The organism is Brucella sp. RRSP16 (assembly GCF_052246815.1).
In the GTDB taxonomy this organism is placed as follows: Bacteria; Pseudomonadota; Alphaproteobacteria; order Rhizobiales; family Rhizobiaceae; genus Brucella; species Brucella intermedia.
Genome location: NZ_JBQQAM010000010.1, coordinates 80,039 through 98,720, shown reverse-complemented (window position 1 = coordinate 98,720; position 18,682 = coordinate 80,039). Strand labels below are relative to the sequence as shown.

Genomic DNA, 18,682 nt, shown 5'->3' with positions numbered 1-18,682 from the left:
TCATAATCCAAGCATACGTCGGTTTGCGGCGTCATCGGTGCCGCCGGATGCGAAATCGTCAAATGCCTTGTCGGTCACGCGGATGATGTGCGCCTTGACGAACTCCGCGCCTTCGCGCGCGCCGTCTTCCGGGTGCTTCAGCGCGCATTCCCACTCGACGACGGCCCAGCCGTCAAAGTCGTTCGCGGCCATCTTGGAGAACACCGCGCCGAAATCAACCTGACCGTCACCGAGCGACCGGAAGCGACCAGCCCGGTTGACCCAGCCCTGATAGCCGCCATAGATGCCCTGTCGTCCGGTCGGATTGAACTCGGCATCCTTGACGTGGAACATCTTGATGCGGTCCTTGTAGATGTCGATATTGTCGAGATAATCGAGGCATTGCAGGACATAATGGGACGGGTCATAGAGCATATTGGCCCGCGGGTGGTTTTTGACCTGCTCCAGAAACATCTCGAAGGTCACGCCGTCGTGCAGGTCTTCGCCCGGATGGATTTCATAGCAGATATCGACGCCGTGTTCATCGGCATGATCGAGGATCGGCTTCCAGCGGCGGGCGAGTTCCTCAAATGCCGTTTCCACCAGACCGGCAGGACGCTGCGGCCATGGATAGATGAACGGCCATGCCAGCGCACCGGAAAAGGTCGCATGCGCGCCGATGCCGAGATTGCGCGATGCACGGATCGCCATCTTCACCTGCTCGACCGCCCATTGCTGGCGCGCCTTGGGATTGCCGCGCACTTCGGGCACCGCGAAGCCATCGAAAGCTTCGTCATAGGCCGGGTGCACCGCAACGAGCTGGCCCTGCAAATGGGTCGAAAGCTCCGTGACTTCGACACCGTTCTGACGCGCCACACCGGCGAATTCGTCACAATAATCCTTCGATTCAGAAGCCTTTTTCAGATCGATCAGCTGGCTCGCCCATGTGGGAACCTGCACCCCGGCATAGCCCTTTTCGGCGGCCCATTTGGTGATGCCATCCCATGTATTGAACGGCGCTTCATCGCCTGCGAACTGCCCGAGAAAAATGCCCGGCCCCTTGATCGTCTTCATCAAATTTCTCCTGAATATGCTCGGACTCCGCCATCGACCGGCATCGAGCAATTTGAGAGCGCGCTTCGCGCTGCATTTCGGGATTGGAAAAGAAAGGCCGTGCGCCCGCTCCCGCAGGCGCACGGTATTTGTTCACCTTAGAACGGCGAATCCGGGAAATAGAAGTCCTTGGCGTTATCCTTCGTCACGAGCGTCGCATCGAGGATGTAATTGCCGCTCACCGGAATCTGGTCGTAGAAATGACCGGCCGCAAGCTGCATCGCAGTCGAAACCATCGCTGGCGGATAGAGGACATCGACCGGCACGAGCTTGTCGCCGTCCATGACCTTCTTGATCATATCCTTGGAGCCTGCGCCGCCTACCACATACTGAATGTCGGAGCGGTTCGCCTGCTTGATGGCTTCGAGAACACCGACAAGCATGTCGTCATCCTGTGCCCAGACCACATCGATCTTCGGATATTTGGTCAGGAAGTCCTGCATGACGCGGAAGGCATCGTCGCGGTTCCAGTTGCCGTACTGGCGGTCCAGAACCTTCACGTTGGAGCCTTCAATGCCCTTGTCGAAACCGTCCTGACGCTGCTGGTCGATCGGGATCGGCAGGCCGCGAATGACGACGACCTGTGCGTCGGGCGTGGTCTTCTTGATGTATTCGCCAGCCACCTGTCCGAGCGCCGGGTTATTGCCGGCCACGTAGAGATCGCGGATGGTGTTGTCGTTGCTGCTCGGCGCGCGGTCGACCAGAGCGACAAAGGTTCCCTTGTCCTTGATCTCCTTGATGGCGTTGACGAGCGGATCGGGATCGGTCGGCAGAACGACCAGCCCGTCGAGGCCCTGTACGGCCAGATCCTGCAACGCATTGGCCTGCGATGCCGCATCGGGCGATGTCTTGACGATGACTTTGAGGCCCGGATGTTCTTCCATCAGGAGCTTCGCCACGCGTTCGGCGTGATAGACGACGCCCGCCGTCCAGCCGTGGTCGGCTGCCGGGATCGACACGCCGATCGTCACTTTCTTGTCCTGTGCGCTTGCCGCGCCGCCAAAGGCCAGCGCACCCGCCGTCAGAGCGGCGAAAGCAAGCTTCATCAAATTCCCTCGCATAGTCTTCCTCCCAGTAAACGCGGGGCTCTCATTCCTCTCTGGCTGGAATCGCCCCACCAATCCCGCCAATCTCCAAAACCTATCTCCGCGCCAGCGAACGCTGCACCAGCATCGCGATGATGATAATCGCGCCCTGAATGGCTCCCAGCAGATACTCGCTGATGAAATTCGACAGGATCATGATGTTGCCGATGAACTCCAGTATGAACGCGCCACAGATCGTCCCCCAGATACGGCCCACGCCACCGCGCATCAGCGTACCGCCGACGACGACAGCGGTAATGGCATGCAGTTCCCACATCATGCCGGTCTGCGCCGAGGTGGAGCCGAGACGCGGTACATAAAGCAGCACCGCAACAGCCACGCACAACCCTTGCACCACATAAGCAATAGTGCGCACCTTCTTGACCGAGATACCGGAATAGCGCGCCACATCTTCGTTGGAACCTGCCGCCAGCAAATGACGGCCATAGCGTGTGCGATAAAGCACAAAAGCTGCTAGCGCCGCCGTCGCAAAGATGAAGATAACGGGGACCGGAACGCCAGCTATGTATCCAGAGTAAACCGGGCGATACATGGCCTGAACTTCGGAATTGCGAAGGGTGATCGCGCCGCCCTGCGACAGCCAGGTCGTCAAACCTCTGTAGATCCCCATGGTTCCAAGCGTAGCAATGAAAGGCTCAATTCCGCCAACGGTAGTAATGAGTCCGTTCAGAAGTCCGCAGGCTGCTCCAAGTACCAGAGCCAGCAGGACGGCAACCAGCAGCAGCAGGACCGGGTCGGCAATGACGCCGGAATTGATGAAAAGGATCATCAAACTCGCCACAAAGGCCACCATTGATCCTACTGACAGGTCCAGACAACCTGAAGAGATAACATAGGTCGCGCCCACTGCAATAATCGCGATAAATGCAGCGCGTGTCATGACATTGAGCAAATTGTCTAGGCCTATGAAATTCGGACTAACAACAGCACCAAGTACAAGCAGCAAAGCGAGCGCTACAAAAGGCGCAATTGCCCGCAGATCCCAATCCTTGGACGTCCTCGGCACTCTGCTTTTATCGGTCGCAACCTGTGTCATCTATTTCCCACTTTATTGTTCTTATGCGGCGTCTTCGGCTTCAACGCCGGTTGCAAGCACGACGATGTCATGTTCCGTCATGCGGTCGCCGGAGACCTCGCCGGCGACCTGCCCTTCCCGCATCACGACGATGCGGTCGCAGATGCCGATCAGTTCCGGCATTTCCGACGAAACGACGATGATCGATTTCCCCTCATCGGCCAGATTGGCGATGAACTGATAAATCTGCTCCTTCGTGCCGACATCGATGCCGCGCGTGGGTTCATCGATGATGACGATGGACGGTTCGAGCATCATCATCTTGGCGAGCAGCAGCTTCTGCTGGTTTCCGCCCGAGAGCTGGCCTGCAAGAATGTCCTTGCGTCCCGTACGAATATCGAACTCGCGGATCGCATCATCAAGCGCGGTGCGTTCCCTGTTGCGATCGATCTGCAAACCGCGCACGAATTTCTTCAGCGAAGCAAGCGTCAGATTGACACCCAGATCCTTGGTCAGCAGCAGCCCTTTGCCCTTGCGGTCCTCGCTGAGATAAACGATCCCCGCCTTCTGGCTTTCATGCGCATTGCGAAAATGAACCGGCTTTCCATTGTGGCGCGCATCGCCCTTGCCGGGCCGCAGACCGACGATGCCTTCCATCAGTTCCGTTCGTCCTGCGCCGACCAGCCCGGCAAAGCCGAGTATTTCGCCCCGGTTCAGGTGGAAGCTCGCATTCTGCACGTAACCCGGCACGCTGAAGTTCTCGATTTCGAGAATGGCAGCGTTGTCATGCTGGCTTGCGCGTTCAGGATAGAGTTTGGCGACATCGCGGCCGACCATCAGGCGGGCCATATCGGATGGCTGCAATTCGGAAGCCAGATGCGCGGAAACGAGCTTCCCGTCACGAAGCACGGTCACACGATCGGATATTTCCTTAACTTCCGGCAGGCGATGCGAAATATAGAGGACAGCTACGCCCTTGGCCCGAATATCGCGAATGACTTTCAGCAGCGCTTCCGTCTCGAAAGGCGTCAGCGAAGCGGTCGGCTCATCGAAGATCACCACACGATGCGGCACCAGAAGCACGCGGGCGATCTGGACCAGTTGGCGCTGTGCAATCGACAGGGAACCGACGACCGTATCGGGGTCGATATCGGCGCCAAGATCACGGATGGCCTTGCGCGCGCCCTCGCGCATCGACTTGTCGTCGACGACGACGCCCCGGCTCAGTTCACGGCCCAGATAAATGTTCTGCGCGACGGTCAGATCGGGTGCGAGCAGGATTTCCTGATGCACGAGCACGATGCCCTGCGCTTCGGCCTCAACCGGCCCCGAGAAGGACACCGGCTTGCCGTCGATGCGGATTTCTCCGCCCGTCGGACGCTCATTGCCCGCCAGCAGCTTCATCAGCGTCGATTTTCCGGCACCGTTCTCGCCGATGATCGCGTGGACTTCGCCGCCGAAAATGCGCAGATCAATGTTTTTCAGAACCTGAACGGGACCGAATGACTTGGAAAGCGACACGGCCTCCAGCAGCGCTGGCCTGCCATCTTCTCCCGGCGCGCTCATAGGCAGCCGCCCACGGCGAATCGCCGCTTCCGGCGCTTTTTCAGCCCAGTCTTTTCCAAAGCTTTCGCCGCTGTTTGTGGCTGCACGTGAACTCCTCCCAAAGCATCACGATTAAAAGATTAGCTTTCGTTTTGAGGTACGTAAAGCAAAATATACGCGTTCTCTCACATCATCCGTCTTTGGGCAAAAGTCCGTCAGTCATCCTGATGGATGGGCTCATCGACAAATGCGCCGCCCTGGTAGACCGCGAGCGCTGAATCCGGCGCGGGCCGCGGGGTCGTCTTCTCCAGTCCGGCGCGGAAGCGTTCGGCATTGTCCTTCGGATGCCAGCCGAGGAAACGGGCGTGGCTGTTATCCCACCACATCGAATCATTATTGGAAACGCCCCAGATGACGGGACATCCCAGCATCGGTGCCCGGAAAACGCATTCGATCAGGCTGGCAAAATCGTCATGGGACATCCAGGTGGAGAGCATGCGATGGTTGCGCGGCTCCTCAAAACAGGAACCGATGCGAACGATTGCCGTCTCCTGCCCGAACTTGTCGTGATACAGACTGGCGATGGACTCGCCAAAGCATTTTGAAACGCCGTAAAGGCCATCCGGTCGCGTGGGCGCCTTTGCGTCGATATATTCGTCCTGTCGATAGAAACCGATCGTGTGATTGGAACTGGCGAAGATGATGCGCGGATGGCCATGCGCCCGCGCTGCCTCATAGAGATTGTACATCCCGACGATATTCGCGTTGAGTATCTTGCTGAAAGACGCCTCGGTGGAAATGCCGCCAAGATGCAGAATGCCGTCACATCCCTCGACAAGGCGCATGACCGCATCCAGATCGCCAAGGTCGCATTGCACAAGCTCTTCATGGGGCCTGGCCTCGCCCATATCGACAACATCGGAAAGGCGCAACAGTTCGGCCTGTCCGACCAGCTTTTCGCGCATCACGCGCCCCAGTCCACCCGCAGCACCGGTAATCAGAAGTCGTTTCACGAAAATCTCCATTCGGACGGGATAGGGCATAATTCGACCGTTCGGCTTGCGGCCACCGGCCCTCGCCTACGGTAATCCTATGGATGGAAAAGCAGCGTCCCCTCCCAGGCATGTCGCCGCTCTGGCCATCATACATGCCAGATGATGACGGTCAACGCCGCCCGGACGCCACTCTGCTCAGTCCGAGCCATGGGGATCATTGATCCGGCAACAGGCTTATCAGATTGTCGATCAGCGGGGACCGGGTATTCTTCATCGAAACCAGGCCCAGTCGTGCCAGAAGCGGCTCCCCCTTGATCGGCCTGTAAGTGACACCGGCCAGCCTGATCTGCGCAATGGCGGCGGGAACGATCGAGACGCCGAGATCGGCTGCGACCAGATTGACGACGGACGGCATCTGTGGCGCTTCCTGCGCCACGATCATTTCAAAGCCAGCCTTCCGGCAGGCCTCGACCACGTCGTCATAAAGGCTTAGCCCGACTATGCGTGGGAAAAGCACGAAAGCTTCGTTTGCCAGTGCTGAAATCGGGAGCTCAGGATGAACCGCAAGCGGATGATGGCTTGGCAGGGCGATCATCATCGGCTCGTCGGCCAGCCGCTTCACGCGCACATCCTTGGGGTTTTCGAGACCGGGTCGGATAAAAGCTGCGTCTACCTCGCCCCGCAGCAGGCTCTGCATCAGAAGATGGCTGTTCATCTCGGTCAGGGTCAGCCGGACTTCGGGCCATCTGGCCCGAAACTTTCGGATCGTACCACTCACCACCGGATTGAACGCGGATGACGCGGTGAAGCCCAAGGCAAGCCTTCCTGTCTCTCCGCGCGCGGCACCTTGCGCCGCAAGCCTCGCCTTCTCGGCGGCGGCAAGGGAAGCCTTGGCTTCATCCAGAAACGCGGTACCTGCCGCCGTCAATTCTGCGCCGTGCGGAACGCGGTGAAACAGCGCCACGCCAATCTCGTTTTCGAGATCACGTATCTGCTGGCTGAGCGGCGGCTGGCCGATCCCGAGCTTCGCAGCCGCTCGGGTAAAATTACCCTCTTCGGCCACCGCCAGAAAATACCGTAGATGACGCAGTTCCATCGCTATATCCAAAAGCTATTAAAATCGTCACTTCCATATATTGGACAAATGGAGCGGCTTTGACTAGATCGAAAAGCGGGAGGATTTGAAAAGGCAAAGTCATGTCACGCCTCGCAGAACGCAGCCTCGACAGCGTAAGAACACCGGAAAGCCAGCTCAAGCTCGTTTCAGCTCCCGCTGCGTCCGAACAAAGACACTATCTCACCAAGGGAACCCCAGCGTTTCGCAATGCGAGCATCGCGCTGTTCCTGTCAGGATTTGCAACCTTCTCGCTGCTCTACTGCGTCCAGCCGCTGATGCCGCTTTTCGCGCATGATTTCAACATCACACCTGCGGCCAGTTCGCTGTCGCTTTCCGTTTCGACGGGGTTTCTGGCCTTCGCAATTTTCTGTGCCGCCGCCATATCCGAGCGCTTCGGACGCAGGACGCTGATGTTCGTCTCGCTTCTCGGCTCCGCGCTCTGCACGATAGCCAGCGCGATTGTGCCGGACTGGCATATGCTGCTCGCCATTCGCGCATTGCAGGGCTTGTTGCTGGGCGGTGTTCCGGCAGTCGCCATGACCTATCTTGCGGAAGAAATCGACCCACGCGGCCTTGGCGCATCGATGGGGCTCTATATCGCCGGGAACGCTTTCGGCGGCATGGCAGGCCGGGTCATTGCCGGAACGCTTGCCGAATATTTCTCCTGGCGTGTCGGGCTCGCGGGCATGGGCCTGCTTGGACTGGCCGCATCGATCGGTTTTCTCCTCCTTCTGCCTCCATCGCAGAACTTCATTGCGCGTCCCGGCTTCAACGCACGATTCCACCTCGGCGCATGGCTCGGCCACATCCGCAACCCGGCGCTGCCGCTGCTCTTCGCCATCGGGTTTCTGGTGATGGGTTCGTTCGTCACCATCTATAATTATATCGGTTTCCGCGTCGTTGCCGCGCCCTATAGCCTTAGCCAGACGGCGCTCGGCGCTATTTTCACGGTCTATCTCTTCGGCATCGCAGCCTCCTGGCTTGCTGGCAGAATGGGTGACAGGCTTGGCTATTTCACTGTTCTTCCCATTGGCCTTGCCATCCAGGCCGTGGGCTGTCTTCTGACCCTGTTTGCGCCGCTCCCCGTCATCGTCGCCGGTATCATCCTTGTCACCGTGGGCTTCTTCGTCAGCCATTCGGTCGCCAGTGCACTGGTTGGAAGGTTGGCGCTCCAGACCAAGGGCCACGCCTCATCGCTCTATCTGCTGGCCTATTATCTGGGTTCCAGCGTTGCCGGGGCTGCGGGCGGCTATTTCTGGACGGCCGACGGATGGTCCGCGGTCGCCGAGTTCACTTTCGTCATGCTCGCCCTTGCCTTTGCAGCGGCGTTGGGTGCGGCCCGTCTCTCCCGGCGGAAATGACGGCAGGCAAAAAGATAAAATTTTATGGAACCATATCCTCCACGGCGCGTTCATGCGGCTCGGAAGGAGAATTATTGCATGCAAATCGTCGATGCTCTGGTCAAAAGATGCGGCAAGGAAAATTCCTATCAGGTCGAATTCATCGGTGAAGATGGTGAAACTGTCTGCGTTTCCTTCCGCCACGATTCCGAGGAAGAATTGAGCCGCCACGACGCCATTGCGAGCGCCCTTGCAAAGATGGCGCCGCTCACGGCCTACGGGGCAGCGTTTATCAGCATCCTGTCGGCCAACAAGTTGAACACAGCAGCAACCGCCGCCTGATATTGTCCAGCCAGCCCCCTGCGATCCAGCGGGACCGCAGGGCATTTGTGTCTGCCTGGATGGCCTTTCGTAACCGGTTCGGGATTGATATCCTTCTGGAAATTGCCTAGCTGCTTGACAGGAGCAAGGCGATCGACGGAGGTGCGGACATGAGCGAACTGGCCGATTGGCTATCGGACACCCATCCTGTTACGCGCAAGAATGCGGCGGAAGTCGTATTCGACGATATTCGTTCCGCCATTACATCCGGCCGTCTTGCGGTCGGCACCCGCCTCCCCTCCGAAACGCAACTGGCTGGCCGGTTCGGCGTCAGCCGCCCCATCGTACGGGAAGCCTTGCGGTCCCTGCAGACGCTCGGCCTTACCCATACGCGGACAGGCAGCGGCACCTATGTCCTGAATGCTTCTCCCGCAAGCGAACTGAATTACGGCAGCTATTCAGCCCGCGATCTGATCGAGGCGCGCCCCTTCATCGAAGTCCCTGCGGCGGGCTGGGCAGCGAAGCGCCGCGATGCGCGGCAGCTCGCCCGTCTGCTCGAACTCTGTGACAAGATGGACCGCCAGACGGACCTTCAGAAGTGGGAGATGCTCGATTCCGAATTTCATTGCGCCATTGCCGAAGCCTCCGGAAATTCGGTCTTTACCAAGATCGTGGCGGATGCGCGTGAAGCGCTGATCCAGCAATCCGAACTCGTCAACTTCATGACGGGCCGCCGCGAAGCATCGAATGTCGAGCATCGCCGTATCGCGGAAGCCATCGAGGCGGGATGGAAGCCGAAGCCCGCGCTGCCATGGAAGCGCATCTGAGCAAGGTCAAGACGGCGGTGACCACCATCATCGGCAGGGATGAGGTCAGCTGATATTTCCACAGGATCGCAGCCTGCCAGTCGTGCCGAACCGGACCGGAACGCTGCTTTCGTGTCGTTTTAGCAAATGCCGATAAAGCTTTCTTCCCGCTGAATTTTTCTCCGTCCATAAAGTTCGAGCGACACAAGCGAACCTCGTCAGTTGGCGCGCAATACTTGACGCGCGTTCTGCGATATGCGTTAAAACCGCCCAAAACCTGTCATGCAGCTTTACAGAATACCCCATCAAACGGGATGAAATCCGTCCCTCATTGAATGGCTGGCGGCGTGCCCTAAGTGGCCTTGCACGCCCCATGGCCGTCCCCGCAAACCGCGCTCTCAGGGAGGAGCAATGCCGACTGAAACCATGAAAGCCGTCCCGGCCCCACGCGAAGTGTTCATCGAAGAGGAACGCGGCTATCACAAGGCCCTGCGACCGAGGCAGATCCAGATGATCGCCATCGGCGGCGCAATCGGAACCGGGCTCTTTCTCGGCGCTGGCGGACGTCTGGCGCTGGCGGGCCCGGCTCTCGTCTTCGTCTATGCCCTGTGCGGTTTCTTTGCGTTTCTGGTGCTGCGCGCCCTGGGCGAACTCATCATGCATCGCCCCAGCTCCGGCTCCTTCGTCTCCTATGCCCGCGAGTTCTACGGCGAGAAGCTGGCTTTCGTGGCAGGCTGGATGTACTGGCTCAACTGGGCCATGACCTCGGTCGCCGACGTGACGGCGGTTGCGCTCTACATGAATTTCTTCAAGCACTATGTGCCTTGGCTGCAAGGCATCGACCAATGGATATTCGCGCTGACGGCGCTTGTCATCGTGCTGTCGATGAACCTCATGTCAGTCAAGGTGTTTGGCGAACTGGAATTCTGGTTCAGTCTCGTCAAGGTCATCGCACTCGTGACGTTTCTGGTGGTCGGCATTTACTTCGTCGTGACCGGAACGCCGATTGACGGTCATCCGGCAGGTTTCAGTATCATCCCGAATAGCGGAGGCCTGTTCCCGAACGGCATATTGCCGGCCTTCATCATCATACAGGGCGTCGTTTTCGCCTATGCGTCCATCGAGTTGCTGGGCACTACGGCTGGAGAAACCGAAGACCCGCGCAAGGTCATGCCCCGCGCAATCCGCACCGTCGTGTTCCGCCTGCTGGTCTTTTATGTGGGTTCGGTCCTGCTGCTGTCGCTGCTTCTCCCCTATACGGCCTATTCCGCAGGCGAGAGCCCCTTCGTCACCTTCTTTAGCAAGATCGGCGTTGAGGGAGCGGATATCATCATGAACCTCGTGGTCCTGACAGCGGTTCTGTCGTCGCTGAATGCCGGTCTCTATTCCACGGGCCGCATCCTGCATTCCATGGCGATATCCGGCTCTGCACCGGCGTCTTTGGCCAGAATGAACAAGAACGGCGTTCCCTATATGGGCATTGCCGTCACCGCCGTCGTCACCGTCATCGGCGTCATTCTCAATGCGGTCGTGCCTGCGGAAGCGTTTGAAATCGCGCTCAATCTTTCCGCGCTCGGCATCATCACGGCATGGGGCGTCATCGTCCTCTGCCAGCTCAAGCTTTGGCATCTCGCGCGCCGTGGTGAAATCGCACGTCCGGATTTCCGCATGTTCGGAGCGCCCTACACCGGCATCCTCACGCTGGCATTTCTGCTCGGCGTGCTCGTCCTGATGGCGCTCGATTATCCGGTCGGCACCTGGACGATTGCTTCGCTGGCGGTTATCGGCCCGGCCCTCATCGTCGGCTGGTATATGATGCGTGAGCGCATCCATCGACTTGCCGCCGAACGTGCTGTAGACGCCAGCGTTCCTGATAAGTAAGAGGATTCGGAAATATGTCGCTTGCAACGCCGTCCATAGCGCTGATCACCACTGGCGGGACCATCGCCAGCAAGCGTGGGGAAAATGGAGCAAGCACCCCGGTCCTGTCGGGTGGAGACCTGATGGGACTGGTGCCGGGCCCCGAAGCAAAACTTCGCGCGGTCAACCTGATGGCCAAGGATTCCGCGAGCCTCACCCTTTCCGACATGCAGCGCATCAGCAGTGCCGTCCAAGCCGAACTCGAGGATGGCGCGGTCGATGGCATCATCGTCCTGCACGGAACCGACGCGATGGAAGAAACCGCGCTGCTGGTGCAGTTGCAGTGTCGCATCGGCAAGCCGGTGATTTTCACCGGCGCGCAATTTACCGCCGACCACCCAGACGCGGACGGCCCTGAAAACATCGCCGCCGCCATTCGCCTTGCCAGCGATCCGGCCAATGCGGAAAAAGGCGTCCAGATCGCCTTCGGCGGACGCATCATCCCGGCGTGGGGAGCCTATAAATTCAGCAGCGACAATGCCGATGCCTTCCGCTCCGCTCGTCCGCTCCTTGTTCAGAGCCCGGTGTTCCCTGCCCCGGTCGGTGATCGCCGCGTGGACCTGATTGCCATCTATCCTGGCTGCGACGCCCTCCATATTGAAGCGAGCATCGCAGCCGGTGCAAGCGGCATCGTGCTTGCGGCGCTCGGTTCGGGCAACGCCACGCCTTGTATTGTCGAAGCCGTCCGCGAGTGTACCCGCCGCAATATCCCGGTGGTGGTTTCAAGCCGCGTGCCGGAAGGCCTGCTGGTTCCCGGCTATGGCGGCGGCGGTGGCGGATACGACCTCGGCGAAGCGGGCGCCATCCATGCGAGCACGCTTCGTCCCGGTCAGGCCCGCATCCTGCTTGCCGCGCTGATCGCCAGCGGCAGCACCAGAGAGGCGATGGTGCAGGCTTTCAGCGACTATCGATAAAGGCGGTTCAGCTCGGAAACTGGCGATAGCATTCTTCCGCCACCTGCCGCAGCCGGTCCCGCGATATCTCGCCGCTCACCGCATAACCGAGATCTTTGTCGATCCAGTAGAAGGTTTCGACGCCGTCGCTCGAAGCGAAGCGAAAACTCGTGTCGCGGTTATCCGGGTTGCGCCCGACGATCACCGAAAGCCGCTTTCCCGTCTCGTCTTCATACAGGAAGAAAGCGCCAGCCTTGCCCCCGACCGGCAAGAGGCGTCCGCCGACAAGCTGAAAGCCGAGCGAGCGGAGATCGGGTAGCCGAAGGTCGGCTATGTCGAGCCTTTTGCCAAGCCATGCCGCCAGATGTGCTTCTTCGTTGGAAAAGACCTCGACCGGATGCCGCACTTCGCTGGCATAGATGAGATAGGCCGCCTGAGCCTGCTCCGGCAGGGTCTGCACGCTGGCGAGTTGCGGCCCCTTTTCCGAAAGCAGGCGCGAGCCTGCAAAGCCGCCCGCACCGCCGATCAGCAAGGCGGCCAGAACGGCAGCAGCAGTGGCTCCGCGATAGGTTCGCGACTGGCGCGTTTCCGCGTGCCGGATCATTCCGGCGTCTTCGTTCCGGGGCTCGGCATAGCGGAAAAATAAGTGCCTGATCCCTTCGTTCTGCCTGCGCCATTCGTCGGCCAGCGCCGCCTGTTCGGGGTTTTCATCAAGAAGCCCGGCAATGCGCATATGCTCTTCTTCGGACAATTGTCCATCGACAAAGGCAAGCAGTTCCGCTTCGGTTATGGGAGAATTGGAGGCTGTCATCGGTTTCTCCGAAGCGTTACGATATTTGAGCCGTTCATATGTTCGGCAATGCGATTGCGCGCTCGCGACAGCCGGGACATGACGGTTCCTACAGGTATGCCCAGCATTTCCGCCGCCTCGCCATAGCTGTAGCCTTCGACGACGATGAGCATCAGCACCGCGCGGTTATCTTCCGGCAGGGTGTTTATCGCCTCTTCCAACTGCTGCAACTGGAACGGATCGGTTTCGGAGGCCGCAATGCTGACATTCTCGGCGGCGTCCAGCGTTTCGTGCCGGCGCGCGGCTTTTATATCCGTTGCGATAGAGGTTGGTCATCATCGTGAGTATCCAACCACGCAGGTTGAGGCCGCGCCACTGGCCGCGACGGGCCAGCGCCTTGGCCACACAGTCCTGCAGCAGGTCCTCGCCTTCGGCATCGGACTTTGCAAGGCTGCGCGAATAGCGCCGCATGACCGGCAGGAGGGCCAGAAGCTGGCCCTCGAAAGTTTCCGGGGCGGGATGGCTCACATCAGCCTCATGGCTTTGCGACGTGCCAGACCCCATTAACGCCGTCTCCGGTCACATCGCCGGGCTTCTTGTCCTTCACCCAGTAATAGAGCGGCATTCCATCCTTTGCCCATTGCTCGCTGCCATCCTTGCGCTTGACCAGCGTATATGCGCCGGAAGCCTTCGCCCCCTTCATCGCCTTGAAGGGCGGCCAGTTTTTCGCACAGGTATCATAGCAGCTGGATTCGCCCTTGCTATCCTTGTCGAAAGTATAAAGCGTCATGTCCTTGGCGCCTGCCAGGACCTGTCCCTTCGAGCTTTCCATCGTCTTGACGGATGGCGCTGCGACAGCAGCGGACGCCGCGACTGCTGCAATTGCCAGTACGGACATAAAACCAAACGTTTTCATGATTTGCCTCACAGGGTTCCAATCGCGACATGCGATATGGAGGTAAGACAATCGGCAACCGCGATTTATTCCCGCAGGCGCAGATTTTTTTCGGTTCCGTGCTTTGCAGGGCCACACACGGCATTGATTAGCAGGCAATAAATTATTATGTATAGCTACACATATAATAGATAGCTATACAATGTCTCAATCAAAACTCGATCTCGAAGCGGCCTTCACCATGGAGCTGTCCACGGCCGCGCGCAAAATGCGCAACCTGTTCGATTCCCGTGTTCGCGAACGCGGGCTGACGCTGGCGCGCGCCCGCGTGCTTCTGCTTCTGGCCCAGGAGCGCGACTGGAACCAGCGCGAGCTGGCGGATGCGCTGGAAATCGAGCACCCATCGGTGGTGCGCCTTCTGGATGGCCTTGAAAAGCAGGGTTTGATCTATCGTGCCGCAGTCGAAGGCGACCGCCGCGCGAAACGGATCGAACTGACCGACGAAGCGCAGGCACAGGTGCGCGAGTTGCAGGAAATCACCCGCAGCATCCGGTCGGAGCTTTTGCAGCGCATCGACAGGCCCACGCTGGAAGCGGCGTTATCGGTGCTTCAGGAAATCAGCCAGACGGTAGAGACGACGCTCGCGGACAAAGACCGCTAGAACCATGTCGGAAGAAAACAAAGCCAATCAATCAGACCAGACACCCCCGGCAGCGCAACCGGCTGCGGCACCGCCCGCTCCGCATATGCCGATTTACATGTCGGCCATCTATATTGCAGCGTCCATCCTCATGTGGTCGACGCGCGGTCTCAGCATGTACTTCATCTCTGCCAATACGCAGCAGATACAGGGGTCACTTGGCGCAACGCTGACGGAAACTTCATGGCTGATCGCGGCCTATATGGCTCCCTATGCCAGCCTGACGATCCTGCTCGTCAAGATCCGCACCCAGTTCGGACTGCGCCGCTTCGCGGAAATCGCCATCGCCGTCTTTCTGGTATCCTCGCTGTTGCATCTGCTCGTCTACGACATCTGGTCGGCGATCCCGATCCGCTTCATTGCGGGGGCGGCTGCGGCACCGGTTTCGACGATCGGCTTTCTCTATATGCTCGAAGCCTTTCCTCCGCCCAAGAAGATGACGTGGGGCCTCAGCCTCGCGCTCACCTGTTCGGCTGCGGCAGGCCCGCTGGCGCGCGTCATCTCGCCGTTGCTGTTCGACATCGGGCAATGGCAGCAGCTCTACATGGTCGAGATCGGCCTGTCGCTCGCCGCCTTCGCCGTGGTCTATATTCTGCCGATGACACAGGCCCCGCGCGCCAAGGTGCTGCACTGGCTGGATTTCGTCGCCTATGGGCTGATTGCCATCGGCTTCGGCCTTCTCGCGGTGGTTCTGGTTCAGGGAAAGAATTACTGGTGGTTTGAAGCGCCGTGGATCGGCATATGCCTTGCGATCTCGATAGCGGCGCTGGCCTGCGCCGCCGCGCTCGAGCTCAACCGCGAGCAGCCGCTGATGAACCTGCACTGGCTGTTCTCGCCGGAAATCCTGCGCTTCACGCTGATCCTCTTCATCTTTCGCATCGTGCTTGCCGAGCAGACGACGGGCGCGGTCGGTCTTTTTCAGGCATTCGGCCTGCAGGACGGCCAGAGCCGCGGACTTTATCTCGTCATTCTCGTCGCTTCGCTGGCGGGCGGCATTGCCTGCGGCATGTGGATGAAGCTGGAACGTGTATCGTTCATCTTCGGGCTGGCATTGGTTTTCATCGCGGTCGGCGCCTTTCTGGACAGCCATGCGACCAACCTTACCCGCCCGCACAACGCCTATCTCAGCCAGGGCCTGATCGCCTTCGGCGGCGCCCTGTTCCTGCCTCCGGCCATGCTTGCGGGCATTACCAAGGCTCTCAAACAGGGACCGACCTACATGACGAGTTTCATCGTCATCTTCCTTTTCACGCAGAATATCGGCGGGCTTATCGGTTCTGCCGTATTCAGCACGTTCATCACGATCCGGGAGAAATACCATTCCGCCTATCTGGTGGAGCAACTGGTCATGTCCAACCCGATAGTCGCCCAGCGCGTTCAGGCGCTATCCGGCACCTATGCGAAGGTTCTGGCCGATCAGGGACTGACCAGGGCCGAAGGGCTGGCGCTTCTCGGGCAACAGGTCACCAAGGAGGCGACGGTGCTGTCCTATAACGATGCCTTTCTCGCGATCTCCGTCATTGCGGTCCTCTCGCTCGCATGCCTGATCGCCTATCGCCTCTATGAAAACATGCAGGCCCGCCGCCATAGTGCGACGATGGCTGGTTAAATCGAAGAGTAATGAAGATGTTAGTTGGAAAACAGTATATTCGCGGCGGTCTCGCCCTCATCATCGGCCTTGCAGGTGTCCTGATGGTACTGTGGGCGTGGCAGTTGCCGCCGTTCAAGCATAGCGTCGAGACGACCGACAATGCCTATGTCCGCGGTCAGGTGACCGTTATCAGCCCGCAGGTCGCGGGTTACGTCACCAAGGTCAATGTGAACGACTATCAGTCCGTGAAGCAGGGCGACCTCCTTTTCGAGATCGACAGCCGCAGCTATCAGCAGAAGCTGGATCAGGCGCTGGCCGCGCTCAACAGCAAGAAGGCAGCGCTCGCCAATTCGGAACAGAGCCAGCGCTCGGCGGAAGCGACGATCCAGTCGCGGCAGGCGCAGATTTCAGGCGCCAAGGCAGCACTTGAAGTTGCCGAAGCCAATGCCAAGCGCGTCGAGGCCTTGCTGCCGCGCGGCGTGACCACGCAAAGCTCCGCCGATACGGCGCATGGCAGTCTGCTTCAGGCGCAGGCCGCAGTGGAGGAAGCGGAGGCCGCGCTGGCCGTCGCGCAACAGGACCTTCAATCCATCATCGTCAATCGCGACAGCCTCAATGCCGATATCGCCAATGCGGAAGCAACTGTCGAGCTGGCGCGGATCGACCTTCAGAACACTCATATCATCGCCCCGCGTGACGGCACGCTCGGCGAAGTGGGCGTGCGGCTTGGGCAATATGTGACAGCGGGAACGCAGCTCGTCTCCGTCGTGCCGAAGTCCAAATGGGTGATGGCCAATTTCAAGGAAACACAGCTCTACGGCATGAAGGTCGGCCAGCCGGTCACCTTCACCGTCGATGCGCTGCGCCATGCGAAGCTGACCGGGCGTATCGAAGCCTTCGCGCCTGCCGCCGGTTCAGAGTTCAGCGTGATCAAATCCGATAACGCCACCGGCAACTTCACAAAGATCACGCAACGCCTTTCCGTTCGCATCGCCATCGACGAAGATCAGCCGGATGCAGCACGTCTGGCGCCGGGCATGTCGGTGGTCGTCCGTGTCGACACCAATGCGGAGCCGATTGCAAACTAGAACAACCGCAGCTTTCTGGCATGAAAAGCCTCGGCATAAGTCTCGGGCGCACGGCATTCCATGCCGCGCAGCCGCGCCAGACCGCGAAATGTTTCGGAGTCGAACCAATCCTTGGAGCGCTGGGTGCCGAAGTGCTTCATCAACAGTTCGATCTTGCGATCCATGATTGCGGCCGGTAGCGCCGAATAGGCGTTGGGCTGGCCCAGATCGCCATCCCATTTCGGAATTTCATATTCGAGGATCACCTGATCCCGAAACAGGTTCCATGTCAGTTCATTGACCGTCCGGTGATCCTGATGAGCGTCGCCGTGGCGATGGGTGAACACCATGTCCGGCACCCCTCGCCCGCGCTGTTCGATCAGCCATTGCTTGATTTCGCGGCCCTGCGCCGGAAAGTAGCTATCCTCGAAAGAGGCGAGATGAATATTGAAACTGTCTATCCCACGCAGAAAATCGCGGGCTGAAGCTTCCGCCTCCGCCCGCCTTTCCTCATTTCCCGAAAGCACGCACCATTCCACATGCAGCGGCGCGCCGCTCTCGATCAGGTTGAGAAGCGTGCCGCCGCAGCCGATCTCGATATCGTCCGAATGCGCGCCCAGACAAAGCAATTGCAGCGGACGGCTATGATTTGCGAGCGAACGCAGGTCGATCATAGCGCTATCGCGACATTGGTGGCGCGGCGTCTGGCCTCTTCCGCCTTGTGCCTCTTCCAGGGCATGTCGCCCTTCTCCACCATATCCTCAAGCGTCTGCCAGTCGCGCAGCGTATCCATGGAGCGCCAGAAGCCCTCATATTTATAGGCCATCAGCTGGTTTTCCGCGATCAGGCGGCCAAACGGCTCCAGCACCAGTTCCTCACCCTCGCGCATATAGTCGAAGATCTCCTTGCGGAAGAGGAAGTAGCCGCCATTGATCCAGATGTCCGAAGTGTTCGACGTCCGGAAAGCACGCACGTCGCCGCCTTCGGCAATATCGGCAAGGTGATAGGTCAGCGGCGGACGGACGGCGAGAAAACAGGCGATCTTGCCGCTGGCACGGAAGCGTTCCGTCATGTCGTCGAGGTCTACATCGCTGAGACCATCGCTGTAATTGGCGAGGAACATGTCCTCGTTCGCCACATGCGACCGGGCGCTCCACAGTCTTTCGCCGATATTGCGCCATATGCCCGTATCGAGCAGCGTGACACTCCAGTCGCGATCCACTTCCTCAAGCAGTTGCACATTGCGCCCGCCATCGGAAACCACACAGTCCGCAAAGGTCTGTGGGCGGATGGTCAGGAAGAAATCCTTCACGACATTGGCCTTGTAGCCGAGGCACAGAACGAATTCGTTGTGCCCATAATCGCTGTAATATTCCATGACGTGATGCAGGATCGGCTGATGGCCGAGCGGGATCATCGGCTTCGGTATATTCTCCGAATATTCGCGAATTCTGGTTCCAAGACCGCCGCAGAACAGAACGACTTTCAT

General features: G+C 59.2%; 17 protein-coding genes and 2 pseudogenes. 8 read left to right on the top strand and 11 right to left on the bottom strand.

The window, feature by feature from the left end; all coding sequences use genetic code 11:
• From ACS5UA_RS16565 to ACS5UA_RS16540, 6 genes are all read right to left on the bottom strand, one after another.
• Positions 1–1,053 (bottom strand): sugar phosphate isomerase/epimerase family protein, encoded by a 1,053-nt coding sequence (locus tag ACS5UA_RS16565; protein ID WP_273771022.1) that lies wholly within the window; start codon positions 1,051–1,053, stop codon positions 1–3.
• A gap of 137 nt (positions 1,054–1,190) precedes the next feature.
• Positions 1,191–2,153: a substrate-binding domain-containing protein gene (locus tag ACS5UA_RS16560; protein WP_273771023.1), complete on the bottom strand. Its 963-nt coding sequence runs from the start codon at positions 2,151–2,153 to the stop codon at positions 1,191–1,193.
• A gap of 79 nt (positions 2,154–2,232) precedes the next feature.
• Complete coding sequence (locus ACS5UA_RS16555) at positions 2,233–3,234, bottom strand: ABC transporter permease (protein WP_273771024.1); 1,002 nt, start codon at positions 3,232–3,234, stop codon at positions 2,233–2,235.
• A 21-nt stretch (positions 3,235–3,255) separates the two neighbouring features.
• Complete coding sequence (locus tag ACS5UA_RS16550; RefSeq protein ID WP_273771026.1) at positions 3,256–4,779, bottom strand: sugar ABC transporter ATP-binding protein; 1,524 nt, start codon at positions 4,777–4,779, stop codon at positions 3,256–3,258.
• A 194-nt stretch (positions 4,780–4,973) separates the two neighbouring features.
• Positions 4,974–5,771: an NAD-dependent epimerase/dehydratase family protein gene (locus tag ACS5UA_RS16545; protein WP_151660773.1), complete on the bottom strand. Its 798-nt coding sequence runs from the start codon at positions 5,769–5,771 to the stop codon at positions 4,974–4,976.
• A 196-nt stretch (positions 5,772–5,967) separates the two neighbouring features.
• The gene (locus tag ACS5UA_RS16540; RefSeq protein ID WP_266018263.1) at positions 5,968–6,849 is read right to left on the bottom strand and encodes a LysR family transcriptional regulator; all 882 of its coding nucleotides are present in this window, start codon (positions 6,847–6,849) and stop codon (positions 5,968–5,970) included.
• Positions 6,850–6,950: 101 nt separating this feature from the next.
• Between ACS5UA_RS16540 and ACS5UA_RS16535 the strand changes: the two genes are divergently transcribed.
• The 5 genes and pseudogenes from ACS5UA_RS16535 (at position 6,951) to ACS5UA_RS16515 (ending at position 12,171) form a co-directional block, all read left to right on the top strand.
• On the top strand, positions 6,951–8,231 hold the full coding sequence (locus ACS5UA_RS16535; RefSeq protein WP_443101524.1) for an MFS transporter: 1,281 nt from the start codon (positions 6,951–6,953) through the stop codon (positions 8,229–8,231).
• Positions 8,232–8,309: 78 nt separating this feature from the next.
• On the top strand, positions 8,310–8,552 hold the full coding sequence (locus tag ACS5UA_RS16530; RefSeq protein WP_006470341.1) for a hypothetical protein: 243 nt from the start codon (positions 8,310–8,312) through the stop codon (positions 8,550–8,552).
• A 149-nt stretch (positions 8,553–8,701) separates the two neighbouring features.
• A pseudogene (locus ACS5UA_RS16525) lies at positions 8,702–9,411 on the top strand (FadR/GntR family transcriptional regulator).
• A gap of 337 nt (positions 9,412–9,748) precedes the next feature.
• Positions 9,749–11,218, top strand: a complete 1,470-nt coding sequence (locus ACS5UA_RS16520; RefSeq protein WP_176072968.1) for an amino acid permease — start codon at positions 9,749–9,751, stop codon at positions 11,216–11,218.
• Positions 11,219–11,232: 14 nt separating this feature from the next.
• A complete protein-coding gene (locus ACS5UA_RS16515; RefSeq protein ID WP_273771028.1) occupies positions 11,233–12,171 on the top strand; it encodes an asparaginase in 939 nt (312 codons plus the stop codon).
• Between the two features lie 7 nt (positions 12,172–12,178).
• Here ACS5UA_RS16515 and ACS5UA_RS16510 read toward each other — a convergent pair whose 3' ends face one another.
• The 3 genes and pseudogenes from ACS5UA_RS16510 to ACS5UA_RS16500 form a co-directional block, all read right to left on the bottom strand.
• Complete coding sequence (locus tag ACS5UA_RS16510) at positions 12,179–12,961, bottom strand: anti-sigma factor family protein (RefSeq protein WP_443101523.1); 783 nt, start codon at positions 12,959–12,961, stop codon at positions 12,179–12,181.
• Positions 12,958–13,504, bottom strand: a pseudogene (locus ACS5UA_RS16505) (sigma-70 family RNA polymerase sigma factor). The gene ACS5UA_RS16510 and the pseudogene ACS5UA_RS16505 overlap by 4 nt, the downstream one beginning before the upstream one ends.
• Positions 13,476–13,856 (bottom strand): COG4315 family predicted lipoprotein, encoded by a 381-nt coding sequence (locus ACS5UA_RS16500; protein WP_063620460.1) that lies wholly within the window; start codon positions 13,854–13,856, stop codon positions 13,476–13,478. Before ACS5UA_RS16500 ends, ACS5UA_RS16505 begins: the two are co-directional and overlap by 29 nt.
• A 181-nt stretch (positions 13,857–14,037) precedes the next feature.
• Between ACS5UA_RS16500 and ACS5UA_RS16495 the strand changes: the two genes are divergently transcribed.
• From ACS5UA_RS16495 to ACS5UA_RS16485, 3 genes are read left to right on the top strand one after another with little or no spacing between them, the layout of a single operon-like run.
• Positions 14,038–14,496, top strand: a complete 459-nt coding sequence (locus tag ACS5UA_RS16495) for a MarR family winged helix-turn-helix transcriptional regulator (RefSeq protein ID WP_006468655.1) — start codon at positions 14,038–14,040, stop codon at positions 14,494–14,496.
• 4 nt (positions 14,497–14,500) lie between these two features.
• Complete coding sequence (locus ACS5UA_RS16490) at positions 14,501–16,144, top strand: MFS transporter (RefSeq protein WP_273771032.1); 1,644 nt, start codon at positions 14,501–14,503, stop codon at positions 16,142–16,144.
• Positions 16,145–16,161: 17 nt separating this feature from the next.
• Entirely contained in the window at positions 16,162–17,214 is a 1,053-nt protein-coding gene (locus ACS5UA_RS16485) for an HlyD family secretion protein (RefSeq protein ID WP_006470344.1), read from the top strand.
• On the opposite strand, the gene ACS5UA_RS16480 is transcribed toward ACS5UA_RS16485, so the two are convergent.
• Positions 17,211–17,867, bottom strand: coding sequence for a PIG-L deacetylase family protein (locus ACS5UA_RS16480; protein ID WP_273771033.1), 657 nt, complete (start codon positions 17,865–17,867; stop codon positions 17,211–17,213). The two genes, ACS5UA_RS16485 and ACS5UA_RS16480, sit on opposite strands and share 4 nt — an antisense overlap.
• Entirely contained in the window at positions 17,864–18,682 is an 819-nt protein-coding gene (locus ACS5UA_RS16475) for a sugar phosphate nucleotidyltransferase (RefSeq protein WP_006468651.1), read from the bottom strand. The genes ACS5UA_RS16480 and ACS5UA_RS16475 overlap by 4 nt, the downstream gene beginning before the upstream one ends.